Annotated in this window: 10 protein-coding genes; 8 read left to right on the top strand and 2 right to left on the bottom strand. The window is 71.4% G+C overall.

The genetic code is table 11. The annotated features are described in order from the left end of the window. The first annotated feature begins 28 nt into the window (after positions 1-28). The 6 genes from C6569_RS16995 (at position 29) to pbpC (ending at position 11738) form a co-directional block, all read left to right on the top strand. Positions 29-988, top strand: coding sequence for a Bug family tripartite tricarboxylate transporter substrate binding protein (locus C6569_RS16995; protein WP_106749989.1), 960 nt, complete (start codon positions 29-31; stop codon positions 986-988). 5 nt (positions 989-993) lie between these two features. After that, a complete protein-coding gene (locus C6569_RS16990) occupies positions 994-2160 on the top strand; it encodes an acyl-CoA dehydrogenase family protein (RefSeq protein ID WP_106749988.1) in 1167 nt (388 codons plus the stop codon). 31 nt (positions 2161-2191) lie between these two features. Next, positions 2192-3187, top strand: a complete 996-nt coding sequence (locus C6569_RS16985) for a thiamine pyrophosphate-dependent dehydrogenase E1 component subunit alpha (RefSeq protein ID WP_106749987.1) — start codon at positions 2192-2194, stop codon at positions 3185-3187. Next, complete coding sequence (locus C6569_RS16980; RefSeq protein ID WP_106749986.1) at positions 3184-4161, top strand: alpha-ketoacid dehydrogenase subunit beta; 978 nt, start codon at positions 3184-3186, stop codon at positions 4159-4161. The genes C6569_RS16985 and C6569_RS16980 overlap by 4 nt, the downstream gene beginning before the upstream one ends. Positions 4162-4312: 151 nt before the next feature. Beyond that, positions 4313-9676, top strand: coding sequence for an alpha-2-macroglobulin family protein (locus C6569_RS16975; RefSeq protein ID WP_106749985.1), 5364 nt, complete (start codon positions 4313-4315; stop codon positions 9674-9676). Positions 9677-9692: 16 nt separating this feature from the next. After that, on the top strand, positions 9693-11738 hold the full coding sequence (gene pbpC / locus C6569_RS16970; RefSeq protein WP_245898133.1) for a penicillin-binding protein 1C: 2046 nt from the start codon (positions 9693-9695) through the stop codon (positions 11736-11738). Here pbpC and C6569_RS16965 read toward each other — a convergent pair whose 3' ends face one another. Further along, positions 11739-12353 carry a TetR/AcrR family transcriptional regulator gene (locus tag C6569_RS16965; protein WP_106749983.1) on the bottom strand — a complete coding sequence of 205 codons (615 nt, stop codon included), beginning with the start codon at positions 12351-12353 and terminating at the stop codon, positions 11739-11741. 113 nt (positions 12354-12466) lie between these two features. Between C6569_RS16965 and C6569_RS16960 the strand changes: the two genes are divergently transcribed. Then, on the top strand, positions 12467-13153 hold the full coding sequence (locus C6569_RS16960) for a hypothetical protein (RefSeq protein ID WP_106749982.1): 687 nt from the start codon (positions 12467-12469) through the stop codon (positions 13151-13153). A gap of 5 nt (positions 13154-13158) precedes the next feature. On the opposite strand, the gene C6569_RS16955 is transcribed toward C6569_RS16960, so the two are convergent. Then, the gene (locus C6569_RS16955) at positions 13159-14742 is read right to left on the bottom strand and encodes an OpgD/OpgG family glucan biosynthesis protein (RefSeq protein WP_106751100.1); all 1584 of its coding nucleotides are present in this window, start codon (positions 14740-14742) and stop codon (positions 13159-13161) included. Between the two features lie 348 nt (positions 14743-15090). Here C6569_RS16955 and C6569_RS16950 point away from each other — a divergent pair, with 348 nt between their 5' ends. After that, a complete protein-coding gene (locus C6569_RS16950; protein WP_106749981.1) occupies positions 15091-16128 on the top strand; it encodes an aspartate-semialdehyde dehydrogenase in 1038 nt (345 codons plus the stop codon). Positions 16129-16200: the final 72 nt, after the last annotated feature.

Here is a 16200-nt window from a genome sequence, read left to right as displayed (position 1 = left end):
CCACAAGCAGGTCCCGGGGAGGACACGCATGATCGACCGCAGAACCCTCATCGCCAGCGCCGCCGCCATGGCGGTCGCCGCGCCGGCGCGCGCCGCCTGGCCGGAACGGCCCATCACCCTCGTCGTGCCCTTCGCCGCGGGCAGCGGCACCGACACGGTGGCGCGCATCGTCGCCCAGCAGCTCGCCTCCCGCCTCGGCCAGGGCGTCGTGGTGGAGAACCGGGCGGGCGCCAACGGCTCGGTGGCGGCGACCTTCGTCGCCCGCTCGGAGCCGGACGGCTACACGCTCTTCATGACGACCAACACGTCGCATTCGGCCAATCCCAGCCTGATGAAGACGCTGACCTACGATCCGGTGAAGGATTTCACCCCGGTGGCGCGGATGGGCAACCTGCCCTTCCTGCTGGTGGTCGACCCGAAGCTGCCGGTGACCTCGGTGAAGGAGCTGGTCGCCCATGCCAAGGCCAATCCGGGCAAGCTGACCTACGCCAGCGGCAATTCCACCGGCATCGTCGCCGGGGCCACCTTCGCCAAGCGCGCCGGCGTCGACATCCTGCACGTGCCCTATCGCTCGACGCCGCCGGCCATCACCGACATCATCGGCGGGCGCATCTCCATGATGTTCGTCGACATCACCGCCTCGCTCACCCAGATCAATGCCGGCTCGCTCAGGGCGCTGGCGGTCACCACGGCGGAACGGTCGAAACTCCTGCCGAACCTGCCCTCGATGCAGGAGGCGGGCGTCGCCGAGTTCGACATCACCTCTTGGAACGGCGTGTTCGGCCCGGCGCGCATGCCGCCGGAGATCGTCGGCCGCCTCAACCGGGAACTCGCCGCCATCGCCACCGATCCGGAGATCACCAAAAAGCTCGCCGAGATCGGTTTCGACGCCTTCACCCAGACGCCCGATGACCTCGGCGCCTTCGTCAAGGCTCAGATCGCCAACTGGGCGCGCATGATCAAGGAAGCCGGCATCGAGCCGCAGTGACGTCGATGGACTTCTCTCTCTCCGAGGACCAGCAGGCCCTGCGCGCGGCGGTGGAGCGCCTCTGCGCGCGCTTTCCCGACGAGTACTGGCTGGAGCGCGACATCAAGGGCGGCTTTCCCGACGACTTCCACGCCGCCTTCGCAGAAGCCGGCTTTCTCGGCGTCGCCATGCCGGAGGCCTATGGCGGCTCCGGGCTCGGCATCACCGAAGCGGCGATCATGATGGAGGCGATCGCGGCCTCGGGGGCCGGCATGTCGGGGGCCTCCGCCATCCACCTCAACATCTTCGGCCTCAATCCGGTGGTGGTGAAGGGGAGCGACGAGCAGAAGGCGCGCATGCTCCCGCCCCTGATCGCGGGCCGCGAGAAGGCCTGTTTCGGCGTCACCGAACCCGATGCCGGCCTCGACACGCTGAAGATCAAGACGCGCGCCGAGCGGCAGGGCGACGTCTATGTGGTCACCGGCCAGAAGATCTGGACCTCGACGGCCCAGGTCGCCGACAAGATCCTGCTGCTCGCCCGCACCACGCCGGTGTCCGAGGTGAAGCGCCGCACCGACGGGCTGTCGCTGTTCTACACCAGCCTCGACCGCGCCCATGTGGAGGTGCGCGAGATCGCCAAGATGGGCCGCAAGGCGGTGGATTCGAACCAGGTCTTCTTCGACCGCCTGCCCGTTCCCGCCGCCGACCTGATCGGCGAGGAGGGGAAGGGTTTCGACATCATCCTGCACGGGCTCAACCCCGAGCGCATCCTCATCGCGGCGGAGGCCATCGGCCTCGGCCGCGCGGCGCTGAAGCGGGCGAGCACCTATGCCAAGGAGCGGCGCGTCTTCGACCGCGCCATCGGCCAGAACCAGGCGATCCAGCATCCGCTCGCGGTCGCCTGGGCGGAGCTCGAGGCGGCCGAGCTGATGATGCTGAAGGCGGCCACCCTCTACGACCGCGACGAGCCCTGCGGTCCTCATGCCAATGCCGCCAAATACCTCGCGGCGGAGGCCGGCTACCGGGCCTGCGAGACGGCGGTGATGACCCTCGGCGGCATGGGCTATGCCCGTGAATTCCACGTGGAGCGCTATCTGCGCGAGGCCTGGATCCCACGCCTCGCCCCGGTCTCCGCCCAGCTCATCCTCTCCTACATCGCCGAGAAGGTGCTCGGCCTGCCGAAATCCTACTGAACCAGAACAAGACCTCTTCCGGGAAACGCCGATGCAACCGACCCACAACGTCCAGCGCCTGCTGGATCTCTACCGGACCATGAGCCGCATCCGCGCCTTCGAGACGGCCGCCCTCACCGCCCACAAGGAGGGCGTGGTGCCGGGGCCCCTGCACGTCTCCATCGGCCAGGAGGGCGTCGCGGCGGGCGTCTGCCTCAACCTGACCACCGAGGATCGCATCACCTCCAACCACAGGGGCCACGGCCATGCCATCGCCAAGGGCGCCGGCATCCAGGGCATGATGCGCGAGCTGTTCGGGCGCGAGGGCGGCCATTGCCGCGGCAAGGGCGGCTCCATGCACATCGCCGACTTCTCGGTCGGCATGCTGGGCGCGAACGGCGTCGTCTCGGGCGGCATTCCCATCGCGGTCGGCGCGGCGCAGGGGCTGAAGATGAAGCGTTCCTCCGCCATCGCCGTGTGCTTCTTCGGCGACGGTGCCATCAACCGTGGGCCCTTCCTCGAGGGGCTCAACTGGGCGGCGCTCTACACGCTCCCCGTCCTCTTCGTCTGTGAGGACAACGGCGTCTCCGCCTTCACCGCCACGGAGAGCGTGACGGCGGGGCCGGGCGTCATTGCCCGCGCGGAATCGCTCGGGGTGCCGGGCGTCACCGTGGACGGCAACGACGTGATGGCGGTGGACGAGGCGGCCGCCCGCCTCGCGGCGGAGGTGCGCGCCGGCAAGGGCCCGCGGCTCCTGCACGCCAAGACCTTCCGCATCACCGGCCACACCTCGACGGATGCCGCCGCCTGGCGTGATCCGGCCAGCGTGGAGGCGGCGAAGAAGCGCTGCCCGATCGACCGGCTCGCGGTCCTGCTCGGCGAACGGGGTGTCGCCGCGGCCGATCTCGCCGCCGTCCGCAGCGCAGCCGAGGCCGAGATGGCGGCGGCGGTCCTCGATGCGAAGGGGGCGCCCTGGCCGGACGAGGCCATCGCCTATGACGACGTGCAGGACGTCGGCGCGGTCGCCTATGCGGGAGTTTCGGCATGAGCGGGCAGAGCGTCACCCTCGTCGAGGCCGTGCGCCTCGCCGCCCTCCAGGAAATGCGTCGCGATCCCACCGTCTGGGTGATGGGCGAGGACGTCGCCCGCGGCGGCCTCTACGGCCAGTACAAGGACTTCCTGCCCGAGTTCGGCGAGGAGCGCGTCGTCTCCACGCCGATCTCGGAATCGACGATCATGGGCGCCGGGCTCGGCGCGGCGCTGGTCGGCACCCGGCCGATCATCGAGATGCGCATCTTCGACTTCGTCATGTGCGCCATGGACGAGCTGGTGAACCAGATCGCCAAGATCCGCTACATGTTCGGCGGCCAGGCGAAGCCCTCGGTGGTGGTGCGGATGCCGCACGGAATCTGGCGCAATTCGGCGGCCCAGCACAGCCAAATGCTGGAATCCTGGTTCGTCCATCTCCCCGGCGTCATCGTGGTGACGCCGTCGACGCCGGCGGATGCGGCGGGGCTCCTGGTGAGTGCCATCCGCTCCGACGACCCGGTGCTGTTCTTCGACCCGAAGAACCTCTTTCCGTTGACCGGGGAGGTCGCCTCCGTCATCGAACCGATCCCCTTCGGCAAGGCGCGCCTCGCCCGCGAGGGGCGCGACCTCACCATCGTCTCCTGGTCGGCGATCATGCCGGCGGTGGAACAGGCGGCGGCGACGCTGGCGGGCGAGGGCATCGCCGCCGACGTGATCGACCTCCGGACGCTCTGGCCCTGGGACCAGGAGGCGGTGCTGGCTTCGGTTAGGAAGACCGGGCGGCTGCTGGTGGTGCAGGAGGCGGTTTCCGTGGCGGGCTTCGGCGCCGAGGTGGTCTCCACCGTCGTGGAGACGCTCGGGCCGGCGCGGGTGAAGGCCGCCCGCCGGCTCGGCGCGCCGCGCATCCCGATCCCCTTCTCGCCGCCGCTCGAGGATGCCGTGAAGGTGACGCCGGCCAAGATCGTCGCGGCGGCGAAGGCGGCGATGGGATAGGGCGGGGCATTCAGTGTCGCCAACCGTCTGGATCCCGACGGCTTACGCTTAGGGGAATTACGTATCAGCCCTTATTGTTCCCGTCGCAGGCGGGTGGGACAGTCCGCCTCCGCGGACGATGGGGCGTCGGGCCGCAACGAGGACGTTCGCCATGCGCATCCGGGGTCTTGTCGCGGCCGCGGGGCCGTTTGTGGTCGCCGCACTCCTCGGGCTCGCCGGCCCGCAAGACGCGCGGGCCGAGGGGCCGGGCCCGGTCGATCTCGCCCAGGCGGCGCCGCGGCCGCAGCCCCGTCCCGACACCGCCCAGCCGCAGCCGCAGCGGGCGCCCGTACAGGCGCTGCCGCCGCTGCGCGCCTTCCAGCGCGACGACCTCGCCGAACAGGCGCGTCGCTTCGAGGCGTCCATCGCCAACAAGCAGGCGAGCGACACCCGCCCCATCGCCGACATCCGTCGCGACGCCGACGCCGCCGCGACGCGCGGCGACTTCCGGGCCGCCGCCCGCTTCTGGGAGGCGATCGCGCTGCGCTCCGGCACGGATTCCGCTCCCTGGGTGCGCTATTCCCAGGCGCTCGGCGGCATCCGCACCAACGATTGGCGCGAGCGCCAGCAGTTGCAGACCGACATCACCGCCTCCGCCTACATGGCCTATAGCCGCGCGGCGAACCGCAACGAGGAGGCCTTCGCTCTCGCCCATATCCGTCAGATCATGGTGGCGCGGCAGCAGTGGCGCCCGGCCATCGACATCGCCCGCGCGGTCGTCGAGACGCGCGACACGCCCGAGGCGCGCGAGGCCTACAACCGGCTGCGCGACCAGCACGGCTTCCGCTTCCGTGAGACCAAGATCGATTCCGACGCGACGCGCCCGCGCGCCTGCTTCGTCTTCACCGAGAACCTGCGCGCCGGCCGCACCGATTTCGCGCCCTATATCCGTCAGACCGGCGTCAACGCCCCGCCGATCACGGTGGAGGACCGGCAGATCTGCGTCGACGGCCTGAGGCACGGCGAGCGCTACAGCTTCCAGCTTCGCGAGGGCCTGCCGTCGTCCATCCCGGGCGAGACGCTGACGCGCAACGTCGACGTCTCCGTCTATGTGCGCGACCGCACGCCCGCGGTGCGCTTCACCGGCCGCTCCTACGTGCTGCCGCGCACCGGACAGCGGGGTCTGCCCGTCGTCACGGTCAATCTCCAGTCGGTGGATGTCGAGATCATCCGCATGGGCGACCGCTCCATCGCGCAGACGATCCAGGAGGAATTCCCGAAGCCGCTGGAGAGCTACGAGATGCAGCAGCTCATCAGCGAGCGCGGCATCTCCGTGTGGAAGGGACAGCTCGAGACCGAGAACCGGCTCAATGCCGACGTCACGACCGCCCTGCCGGTGGACGAGGCGGTGCGGACGCTGGAGCCCGGCGTCTATGTGGTGACGGCCAAGCCGACCAATGCGCAGCGCCGCTCGGATGACGACGACGGCAGCAACGGCCGGGTGGCGCAGTGGTTCATCGTCTCCGACCTCGGGCTGACCGCGCTTTCCGGCGTCGACGGCGTGCACGGCTACGTCCATTCGCTGAACTCGGCGAAGCCGCTGGCCGACGTCGAGGTGCGCCTCATCGCCCGCAACAACGAGGTGCTGGGCACGGCGCGCACCGACGCCTCCGGCCATGTGCGCTTCGCCCCCGGCCTCACCCGCGGCGAGGGCTCGCAGGCGCCCTCGCTCCTCGTCGCCGCCACGGCGCAGGGCGACTATTCCTTCCTCAACCTGCGCCAGCCGGCCTTCGACCTTTCCGACCGCGGGGTCGCCGGCCGCGAGGTCACCGGCCCGCTCGACGCCTTCCTCGTTCCCGAGCGCGGCATCTACCGGCCCGGCGAGACGGTCTACCTGACGACGCTGCTGCGCGACGCCAAGGGCGACGCGGTGCCGAACCTGCCGCTGACCCTCATCGTCGAGCGGCCCGACGGCGTCGAATATCGCCGCATCGTCACCCAGGACCAGGGCGCCGGCGCCCGCGCCGTGCCGATCCCGATCGTCTCGTCGGCCCCGACCGGCACCTGGCGCGTGCGCGCCATCACCGGTCCGAAGAGCCCGACGGCGGGCGAGGTGCGGTTCATGGTCGAGGACTTCGTGCCCGACCGCATCGCCTTCGAGCTCGCGCCGACCGAGCAGCGGCTGACCCGCGATGCGCCCTTCGGCGCCACGGTCGATGCCCGCTATCTCTTCGGCATGCCCGGCGCCGGCCTCGCCATCGAGGGCGAGGTGGTGATGGAGACGACGCCGAGCCTCCCTGACTTCCCCGGCTTCCGCTTCGGCCTCGGCGACGAGGAGGTGAAGCGCGACCGCGAACCTCTGCCGGACGGGATCACGACCGACGATGCCGGCAAGGCGAGGATCGCTGCCCGCCTGCCGCGGATGGAGGACACGACCCGGCCGCTCTCGGCGCGCCTGCAGGTGCGTGTCGCCGAACCCGGCGGCCGCGCGGTCGAGCGCACCGCGACCGTGCCGGTTCTTCCCGGCACGCCGCTCATCGGGGTCAAGCCGCTGTTCGACGGCGACCGCGTCTCGGAGAACGACACGGCCTCCTTCGAGCTGGTCGCCGTGGCCGCGGACGGCCGCACACGGCGGTCGGCGACGCTCACCTGGCAGCTCCTGCGACTGGAGACCCGCTGGATCTGGACCCGCGGCACCTCCGGCTGGGCGAGCCAGGCGATCGTCTCGACGCGCCGGATCGCCGACGGCGAGGTTCAGGCGACCGCCTCGGGGGCCGCGCCGCGCATCGGCGCGCCGGTGCCCTGGGGCCGCTACCGCCTCGAGGTGACGGCGGGCGGCGACGTCGCCGGTCCGACGACGACGGTGCTCTTCGAATCCGGCTACGGCGCGGGCGGTACGGCGGATACGCCCGACGTGCTGGAGATGAGCCTCGACAAGCCCTCCTACGTCTCTGGCGAGACCATGACCGTCTCGGTCAACGCGCGCTTCGCCGGCTCGGCCACGGTGGCGGTGATGGGCGACCGGCTGCTCGCGGAGCGCACGGTGGACGTGCCGCAGGGCCGCTCCACCATCCAGATCCCGGTCGGGCGCGACTGGGGTTCGGGCGCCTATGCCACGGTGTTCATGCGCCGGCCGCTGGACGCCGCGGCCTCGCGCATGCCCGGCCGGGCCATCGGCCTCGCCTGGTTCGGCATCGACACGGCGGAGCGCCGCCTGAAGGTGACCCTGGATGCGCCGGAGAAGATGGCGCCGCGCACGGCGCTGCGGGTGCCGGTGAAGGTCGAAGGGCTCGCCGCCGGCGACCAGGCCTTCGTGACGGTCGCCGCCGTCGATCTCGGCATCCTCACCATCACCAACTACCAGCCGCCGAAGCCGGACGAGCACTATCTCGGCCAGCGCCGGCTCTCCGCCGAGGTGCGCGACCTCTACGGTCTCCTCATCGACGGGATGTCGGCGGTGCGTGGTTCCATCCGCTCCGGCGGTGACGGGCCGTCGAACCGCTTCTCCGGCGCACCGCCGGCGCAGCAGCCGCTGTCGCTGTTCTCCGGCATCCTGACCGTCGGGCCCGACGGCACGGCGGAGGCCGTGTTCGACATCCCCGATTTCAACGGCACCGTGCGCCTGATGGCCATGGCCTGGACGGCGAAGAAGCACGGCTCGGCCTCGCGCGACGTCATCGCCCGCGATCCCGTGGTGGTGACCGCGACGCTGCCGCGTGTGCTCGGCCATGCCGACAGCGCCACGGCCCGCCTCGACCTCGTCAATGCCGAGGGGCCGGCCGGCGCCTATCGCGTCACCGTTCGCCCGGAAGGCCCGCTGCGGCTCGGCCAGAGCCAGGCGACGGTGCAGCTCGGCGCCAGCGGCGGCCGTGGTTCCGTCTCGCTGCCGCTCTCGGCCTCCGGGCTCGGGGTGGGGCACCTCAATGTGCAACTGAACGGTCCGAACGGCCTCGACGTGACGTCACGCTATGCGTTGGGCGTCCGCCCGGCCCTGCCGGACATCGCCCGCCGCACGGTCCTCACCATGGAGCCGGGCCAGTCAGTGACGGTCTCCAGCGACCTCCTCGGCGATTTTCTCGCGGGGTCGGCGCGGGTCTCCGTCTCGGTCAGCCCGTCCACGGCGATGGACGTGCCGGGCCTGATCCTGGCGCTGGACCGCTATCCCTTCGGCTGCACCGAGCAGATCACCTCGCGGGCGCTGCCGTTGCTCTATCTCGACGTGCTGGCGGCGGCGGAAGGCGGCCTCGGCCTGGAGACGCCGGTGCGCGAGCGCATCGCCGACTCCATCGAGCGCATCCTGTCGCGCGCCTCCGGCTCCGGCTCCTTCGGCCTGTGGAGCGCGGGATCCAACGAGGACGCCTGGCTCGACGCCTATGTGACGGACTTCCTGTCGCGGGCGAAGGAGAAGGGCTACGGCATCCCCACCACCGCCTTCAACCTCGCCATCGAGCGCCTGCGCACCCTCGTCGTCTCCACCAACGGCGTCGGCGACAACAAGGGCATGGACCTCGCCTATGCGCATTACGTTCTGGCGCGGAACGGCCGCGGCTCGCTCTCCGAGCTGCGCTGGCTCGCCGACACGCAGCTGAACGAGATCGCGACGCCGGTGGCGCGCGGCCAGCTCGGCGCTGCGCTGGCGCTGATGGGCGACATGGGCCGGGCGGAACGGGTCATGGCCTCGGCGGTGACCATGCTCACCGCCCGCGGCCAGGTCGACATGGGCCGCTTCGACTACGGTTCGCGGCTGCGCGACGCCGCTGCGCTGATGGCGCTGGGGGTCGAGGCGCGCGTCACCCGCCGCATCGTCGCCGACGCCCAGCGCGTGGTGGAGGACCTGCGCGCCCGGACCCGCTATCTCTCCACCCAGGAGAAGGTCTGGCTGGTGCTGGCCGCCCAGGCGCTGATCGAGGACGCCAAGCGTATCCGTCTCGACGTCGGCGGCAGCCCGCACGAAGGCGCGCTGGCGCGGACGATCCGCTCCGACGAGCTCGGCCGCGGCCTTGACCTGCGTAACACCGGTCCCGAGGCCGTGCGCGCCGTCGTCGCCGTCACCGGCACCCCGGCGCAGCCCGAGCCGGCCGCCGCCAACGGCTTCACCCTGCAGCGCCGCTACATGACGCTTGCCGGCCAGCCGGCGGACATCACCCGCGTCGCCCAGGGCACGCGCCTCGTGGTGGTGCTGCAGGTGACGGAGGCGGCCCCGCAGCTCGGCCAGATCATGCTGGTCGACCGCCTGCCGGCCGGCTTCGAGATCGACAATCCGAGCCTCATCGCCTCGGCGGAGACCTCGGCGCTGAAATGGCTGCCGGCGGAGGCCGTGCAGCCCGACTACAAGGCCTTCCGTGACGACCGCTTCATGGCCGCCTACAGCCGCACGGGCGGCGCCGCCGGCACCTGGCAGGTGGCCTACATGATCAGGGCGGTGACGCCGGGGCGCTATCTCGTGCCCCCCGCCACCATCGAGGACATGTACCGGCCCGAGCGGGCGGCGCGCACCGCGGTCGGACAGACCGAGGTGACGGCCGGCGCCCGCTAGTCCGATGGCGGCCCGGATGAGGATCGCGGCTGTCGCCGCCGGCGGGCTCGCGCTCGCCGGCCTCGGCGGGGCCGTGGCCTTCCACCGCGCCGGCGAGGGCCCGGACGGGGCGGCGACGCCCTATTCGCGCGAGGTGGTGGACCGGCAGGGGCGGCTCCTCAGGCCGTTCCAGACCGACGACGACATGTGGCGCTTCCCCGGCGCGGTCGGCGAGGTGGACCCGCTGTTCCTGCGCATGCTGACCGCCTTCGAGGACCGGCGCTTCGCGTCCCACCTGGGCGTCGATCCGCTGGCGCTGGCGCGGGCGGGGGGCCAGTGGCTGCGGAACGGGCGCATCGTCTCCGGCGGCTCGACCCTCTCCATGCAGGTCGCCCGCCTCATCGACAAGCGCGAGGACGGCCGCACCATGGCGGTCAAGCTGCGGGAGATGGCGCGCGCCGTGCGGCTGGAGCGCGAGCTCGGCAAGCAGCGGGTGCTCGACCTCTACCTGTCGCTCGCGCCCTATGGCGGCAATGTCGAGGGCATTCGCGCGGCCTCGCTCGCCTATTTCGGCAAGGAGCCGCGCCGGCTGTCGCCGGGCGAGGCGGCCTTGCTGGTGGCGATCCCGCAGTCCCCGGAGGCGCGGCGGCCGGACCGCCATCCGGAGGCGGCGCGGCGGGCGCGTGACCGCGTGCTCGACCGCATGCTGCTGGCCGGCGTCCTGAAGCCCGAGCAGGTCGCCTCCGGCAAGGCAGAGCGCGTCCCGGTCGCCCGCCGGCAGATGCCGGCCTTCGCCTGGCATGCGAGCGGCGAGGCCATGGCGGCCCGCCCCGCCGAGCGCGTCCACCGCATGGCCTATGACCGTACGGCGCAGGAGACGCTGGAGGCGCTGCTGCGCGAGCGGGTGCGGGCGCTCGGCACACGGCTTTCCGGCGCCCTCATCGCCATCGATCACCGCAGCGGCGAGGTCATCGCCCGCATCGGCGCGGCCGATCCGCTCGACCACGAGCGGCAGGGGGCCGTCGACATGACGCGCGCCGTGCGCTCGCCGGGCTCGACGCTGAAGCCCTTCATCTATGCCATGGCCTACGAGGCCGGGCTCGCCCATCCCGAGACGCTGATCGAGGACCGCCCCTCCCGCTTCGGCACCTATGCGCCGGCCAATTTCGACCGCGGCTACCAGGGCACGGTGCCGACCCGCGTGGCGCTGCAGATGTCGCTGAACGTGCCGGCGGTGGCGCTTCTCGAGGCGGTGGGGCCGCAGCGCTTCTACGCGCGCCTCGAACAGGCGGGTATCCGCCCGGTCCTGCCGCGCGGCGAGGTGCCGGGCCTCGCCGTCGGCCTCGGCGGCGTCGGCCTGCGCCTCGCCGATCTCGCGGCGCTCTATGCGGGCCTGGCGCGCGGCGGCGAGATGCCCGAGCTCGTCGAGCGGCAGGGCCTGCCGCAGCCGGCGGGCCGTCCGGTGACCGACGAGGCGGCGGCCTGGCATATCGGCGACATCCTGACCGAGGCGCCGGCCCCCGACGCGGCGCTGACCGGGCGGCTCGCCTACAAGACCGGCACGTCCTACGGCTTCCGCGACGCCTGGGCGGTCGGCTTCGACGGAAGGCGCACGGTGGCGGTCTGGGTCGGGCGCCCGGACGGGTCCTCGGTGCCCGGCATCACGGGCCGCACGGCGGCGGCTCCCATCCTCTTCGACGCCTTCGCGCGGCTGGGTCCGCCCGCCGCCATGCCGCCGCGGCCAGCCGCCGCAACGCCGATGAGCCATGCCCAGCTCCCCGCGCCGCTGCGCCGGTTCGGGCCGTCGCGCGAGGAGGCGAGCGACACGCGCGACCTGAAGATCGCCTTCCCGCCGGACGGCGTCAGGGTCGATCTCGGTGCGGCGCGGGGCGAGATGGAGCAGCTCGTGGTGCGCACCACAGGCGGACGCCCGCCCTTCACCGTTCTGGTCGACGGCCGGCCCGCGGGGCGCTTCGGCGCGCAGCGGCAGGCGAACGTCCTGCCCGACGGCCCAGGTTTCACGACCCTGTCGGTGGTGGACGGCGAGGGGCGAAGCGCCTCGGTGACCGTGCGCGTCGAGTGATCAGCGCGGGGCCACCGCGCCCGGCAGGCCGAGCACCCAGCTCCGCGTCATCACCACCAGCGCGCCGGCAATGACCTCGTCGGGGGCGGGGCCGAGCTTTTCCTCCAGACCCAGCGAGACGATGCCGTGGGTGGCGGAGAAGAGCGTGCGGGCGAGGCCCGCCCGCGTCTCCGCCGTCGAGCCCGGCAGCAGTTCGGCGAGCGGCGCCTCGATATGCCGGAAGAGGCGGCCGACGACGCCGAGATACCAGTCCGGCGGCGTTGCGCCGTCGGGGATCTGGTGGGCAAAGACCGCCGTCCAGCGCCGCCGCTCCGACCGTGAGAAGCCGTGATAGGCGAGTGCCAGGCGGCGCATGGCGGTTTCGGGATCGGTGCCGGGCCTGACGGTTGAGGCCAGCACCTCGTCGAGACGTTCCAGCGTGCGGGCGTTGACCGTGAAGATCAGCGCGTCGAGGTCGGGGAAGACGTTGTAGATCGCGCCGACGGCACAGCCCGCGGCCTCCGCCAGGGCGCGGGCCTTGAGGGCGGAGAGGCCGCCCGTCGCGATGGCGGCCTCGGCGGCGGCGATGAGGTCGTCGCGCAGCTTGGCGCGCCGTGCCGGCAAGTCCGTCGTCATGGAGATACCGCCTCCGCCGAAAAATTTGAACGTCGTTCAAAAATCGCTTGAACATCGTTCACGGACTCGCTAGACACGGTCCGTGAACAACGTTCATAGCGAAGGGGTCGCCGATGTTCAAGTCGATGTTCAGGCTCATGCACGGCCAGCTTCCCGTCGGCGCGGGGTGCCTCGACGACCGCAACGCGCTGGCGCTGATCGACCATCAGGCGCGGGTCGCCACGCGCGATCTCGCCCTCGCCCGCCGCGAACTGGCGGCGGCGGTCGCCTCGGAGCGCTCTGAGGCGCACCGGCTGCGCAACCTCAGGAGCCGGATGGCGACGCTGGACGGCCGCGCCGTCGCGGCGGTGAGGGCCGGCTTCGCCGACATGGCGGAGGAGACCGCCGCGGACATCGCGACGATCGCCACCGACGTTCTCGTCGGCAGCCAGTGTCTCAAGGTCCTCGTCGCGGAGATCGAGCGGCAGAAGCAGCGGATCGCCGACGCGGAACTGCGCCTGACGCGCTGCGATCGCGGCCGGCGGATCGTTATGGCGGAGAAGGCGGTGCGGGCGCTCCGCGAGCGCACCACGGGCCGCGCCGAGGAGGACGGGCAGCTGCTGGCCGAGGCGGAGGCGACGCTCGCCTGCCTGAGGCGCAGTCAGATGCAGGGGCTCTCGACCCGCGCTCCCGCGCCGCGGCAGCCCGCCGCCCTTCCGGGCGTTTTCGCCGGCCCGCCGAGCCAGCGGCGCAGCCCGAGCGCGGCCGAGGTGCTCGTCGGCATCCGCAACCGCGCGATGATGGCGAGCCGGGTGGCCTGAGTGGCTCAGGCGCCCGGGTGGTACTGGTAGAGCCAGCTCTCCGACGCCACCTGATCGCCGACCCTGAGATAGCAGCGCATCTCCACGGGATCGTTGCCCTCGACCTTGAGGTCGAACTGGGTGCGCCAGTGGCCGGGCACGTCGTTCGGGACCGCCTCGGTGTACTGGTACTCGCCGAAGGTGCCGCGCGAGGCCCAGAGCACCGGCTTGGGGATGATGCCCTTCGGCAGATTGGTGAGCGGTCCGCCCTTGAACTCGACGAGGAACTTGCGGACGCCCTGCGGGCGGGGCTGGCCCGGCTGGCCGCCACGGCCGAGGCGGGTGGCGACGACGCGGGCGAGCGGGGTCGGATAGGGCTCGTCGGCGAGCCAGTGCAGCCGGTAGCGATATTCCCGCGGCTGGCCGGGCTCGGCCGGCGTCTCCGGCACCCACATGGCGACGATGTTGTCGTGGATCTCGTCGTCGGTATTGAGCTCGACGAGCTGCACCGCGCCGCGGCCCCAGTCGCCCTGTGGCTCCACCCAGGCCGAGGGCCGCTTCTCGTATTTCACGCCGTCGAGATAGTGCAGGAATTCGCGGTCGCGCTGCAGCAGGCCGAAGCCGCGCGGCGTGCGGTCGACGAAGCTGGAGGTCATGGTGCGCGGCGGGTTGTTGAGCGGCCGCCAGATGCGCTCGCCGCCGCCCGTCCAGATGGCGAGGCCGTCGGAATCGTGCACCTCCGGCCGCCAGTCGATGGTGCGGGAGGAGGCCGTCTCCGAATACCAGTACATGGAGGTCAGCGGGGCGATGCCGACATGGGTGACGCGGCGGCGGAAATGCAGCGTCGCCTCGATGTCCATGACGACGCCGGAGGTGCGTCGGCACAGGAAGCGGTAGGCCCCCGACAGGGAGGGCGAATCCATCAGCGCATAGAGGGTGACGGGATCGGTCTCGCTCGCCGCCGGGGCGATCCAGAAGCCGACGAAATCCGGGAACTCCTCGGGGCCCGGACCCTGGCCGGGCGAGAGCGCGAGGCCGCGGGCCGACAGGCCGACCTGGCCGAGCTCGCCGACGCCGCGAAAATAGGAGGCCCCGAGCCAGGTGGCCCAGGGCTCCTGGGTCTTCCAGGGGCCCGACTTCGCCTCCTGCAGCCAGAGGCCGGCGAAGGCGGAGGGCTCCGGCGGCAGCGCCGCGGCAGGATGGTCGGAGGAAATCGTGAAGTAGCGAGGATCGTAGACGATCTCGCGCGCCGTCTCGCCCTCGACCACGTGCATGTGCACGGTCTTGGGGAAGTACTGGCCGACATGCTGGAAGGTGACGGGATAGGCGCCGGGCCCCTCGGCGAAGAGCGCCACGTCCTTGTCGAAGCGCAGCTTGCCGTGATTGTCGTAGTCGATCCGCCGGACGATCTCCGGGTTGGGGCGCGACGGCGGCACATAGGGCTTGCCGGCCCGTTCGGCGGCCATCTGCTTCAGCGCGTTGTAGGAGAAGGGCGCGGTCGGCCCGAAACGCAGCGCTGTCGCGGCCTCGGCCCCGCCGGACACGACCGGGGCGAGGCCGGCCGCCGCGGCGATGGTCAGGAGGTTGCGACGGGAAAGGGTCTGGATCATCGGGCTCTCGGGCAGGCGGTGGGGCATCCCTGATGCCATGGCATTCCCGGCGAATGTTGGGCGCGCGCCTGCCATAGCCAGCCCCAGCGGCTTAGCGCGATTGACATTTCGCCGCACCTGGTGTTTTTCGCTGCCCTCACGGCACTTTCGCCGAGGACACCTCTCCGCGCCATGGCTTTCGCTCGCTTCAAAACGACGACGAAAACCACGCCGGCCGCCAAAGGCGGCACGGCAGGCTGACGCTTCGTCCTCGCAACCGGGTGCTCCCCCGACGGGGAGATGGGCGCCACGGGATCCGGTGACGGGTCTCGATCCCGGGGGAGAGTTGCAAGCCAAGAGGCTGGAATCATGGGTTACAAGGTCGCCGTCGTCGGTGCCACGGGCAATGTGGGCCGCGAGATGCTCGCCATCCTCGCCGAGCGGGGCTTTCCCGTCTCCGAGGTGATCCCGCTGGCCTCGCGCCGCTCGGTGGGCCAGGAGGTCTCCTTCGGCGACAAGGTGCTGAAGGTGAAGGCCCTCGAGCACTACGACTTCTCGGACACCGACATCTGCCTGATGTCGGCGGGCGGCACGGTGTCGAAGGAGTGGTCGCCGAAGATCGGCGCGCAGGGCTGCGTCGTCATCGATAACTCCTCCGCCTTCCGCTACGATTCCGACGTGCCGCTGATCGTGCCGGAGGTGAATGCCGACGCCGTCGCGGGCTTCGCCAAGCGCAACATCATCGCCAATCCGAACTGCTCGACCGCCCAGCTCGTCGTGGCGCTGAAGCCGCTGCACGACCGCTACGGCATCAAGCGCGTCGTCGTGTCGACCTACCAGTCGGTGTCCGGCGCCGGCAAGGAGGGCATGGACGAGCTCGACCGCCAGACCAAGGCGCTCTACTCGATGAAGGACCCGGAGACGAAGAAGTTCCCGGCCCGCATCGCCTTCAACCTCATTCCCCACATCGACGTCTTCATGGAGGACGGCTACACGAAGGAGGAATGGAAGATGACGGTCGAGACCAAGAAGATCCTCGACCCAAAGATCAAGCTGACGGCGACCTGCGTGCGCGTGCCGGTCTTCATCGCCCATTCGGAAGCCGTCAACATCGAGTGCGAGCAGCCGATCACCGCCGACGAGGCGCGCGAGGTGCTGCGCCAGGCGCCGGGCGTTCTCGTCATCGACAAGCACGAGAACGGCGGCTACGCGACGCCCCTCGACGCCGCCGGCGAGGACGCGACCTATGTCTCGCGCATCCGCGAGGACGCGACGGTCGAGAACGGCCTCGCCTTCTGGTGCGTCTCGGACAACCTGCGCAAGGGCGCGGCGCTGAACGCGGTGCAGATCGCCGAGGTGCTGATCAACCGCAAGCTGATCCAGCCGCGGGCGAAAGCGGCGGCCTGAGCGACCGCAACGGTCTTTTCCGGTCCACCCCACCCCGGCGCCCCTTCCCGGGGCGCCGACCCTCCCCCGCCA

Source organism: Phreatobacter cathodiphilus (assembly GCF_003008515.1).
Lineage (GTDB): Bacteria > Pseudomonadota > Alphaproteobacteria > Rhizobiales > Phreatobacteraceae > Phreatobacter > Phreatobacter cathodiphilus.
The sequence above is the reverse complement of the archived record's forward strand: the minus strand, read 5'-3'. Positions and strand labels throughout refer to the sequence as shown.

Excerpts from the sequence above, each read along its gene's own strand:
- C6569_RS16950 (WP_106749981.1), top strand. The coding sequence starts at position 15,091 with ATGGGTTACAAGGTCGCCGTCGTCGGTGCCACGGGCAATGTGGGCCGC.
- C6569_RS16975 (WP_106749985.1), top strand. The coding sequence starts at position 4,313 with ATGCGCATCCGGGGTCTTGTCGCGGCCGCGGGGCCGTTTGTGGTCGCC.
- C6569_RS16965 (WP_106749983.1), bottom strand. The coding sequence starts at position 12,353 with ATGACGACGGACTTGCCGGCACGGCGCGCCAAGCTGCGCGACGACCTC.
- C6569_RS16980 (WP_106749986.1), top strand. The coding sequence starts at position 3,184 with ATGAGCGGGCAGAGCGTCACCCTCGTCGAGGCCGTGCGCCTCGCCGCC.
- C6569_RS16990 (WP_106749988.1), top strand. The coding sequence starts at position 994 with ATGGACTTCTCTCTCTCCGAGGACCAGCAGGCCCTGCGCGCGGCGGTG.
- C6569_RS16995 (WP_106749989.1), top strand. The coding sequence starts at position 29 with ATGATCGACCGCAGAACCCTCATCGCCAGCGCCGCCGCCATGGCGGTC.
- pbpC (WP_245898133.1), top strand. The coding sequence starts at position 9,693 with ATGAGGATCGCGGCTGTCGCCGCCGGCGGGCTCGCGCTCGCCGGCCTC.
- C6569_RS16955 (WP_106751100.1), bottom strand. The coding sequence starts at position 14,742 with ATGATCCAGACCCTTTCCCGTCGCAACCTCCTGACCATCGCCGCGGCG.
- C6569_RS16960 (WP_106749982.1), top strand. The coding sequence starts at position 12,467 with ATGTTCAAGTCGATGTTCAGGCTCATGCACGGCCAGCTTCCCGTCGGC.
- C6569_RS16985 (WP_106749987.1), top strand. The coding sequence starts at position 2,192 with ATGCAACCGACCCACAACGTCCAGCGCCTGCTGGATCTCTACCGGACC.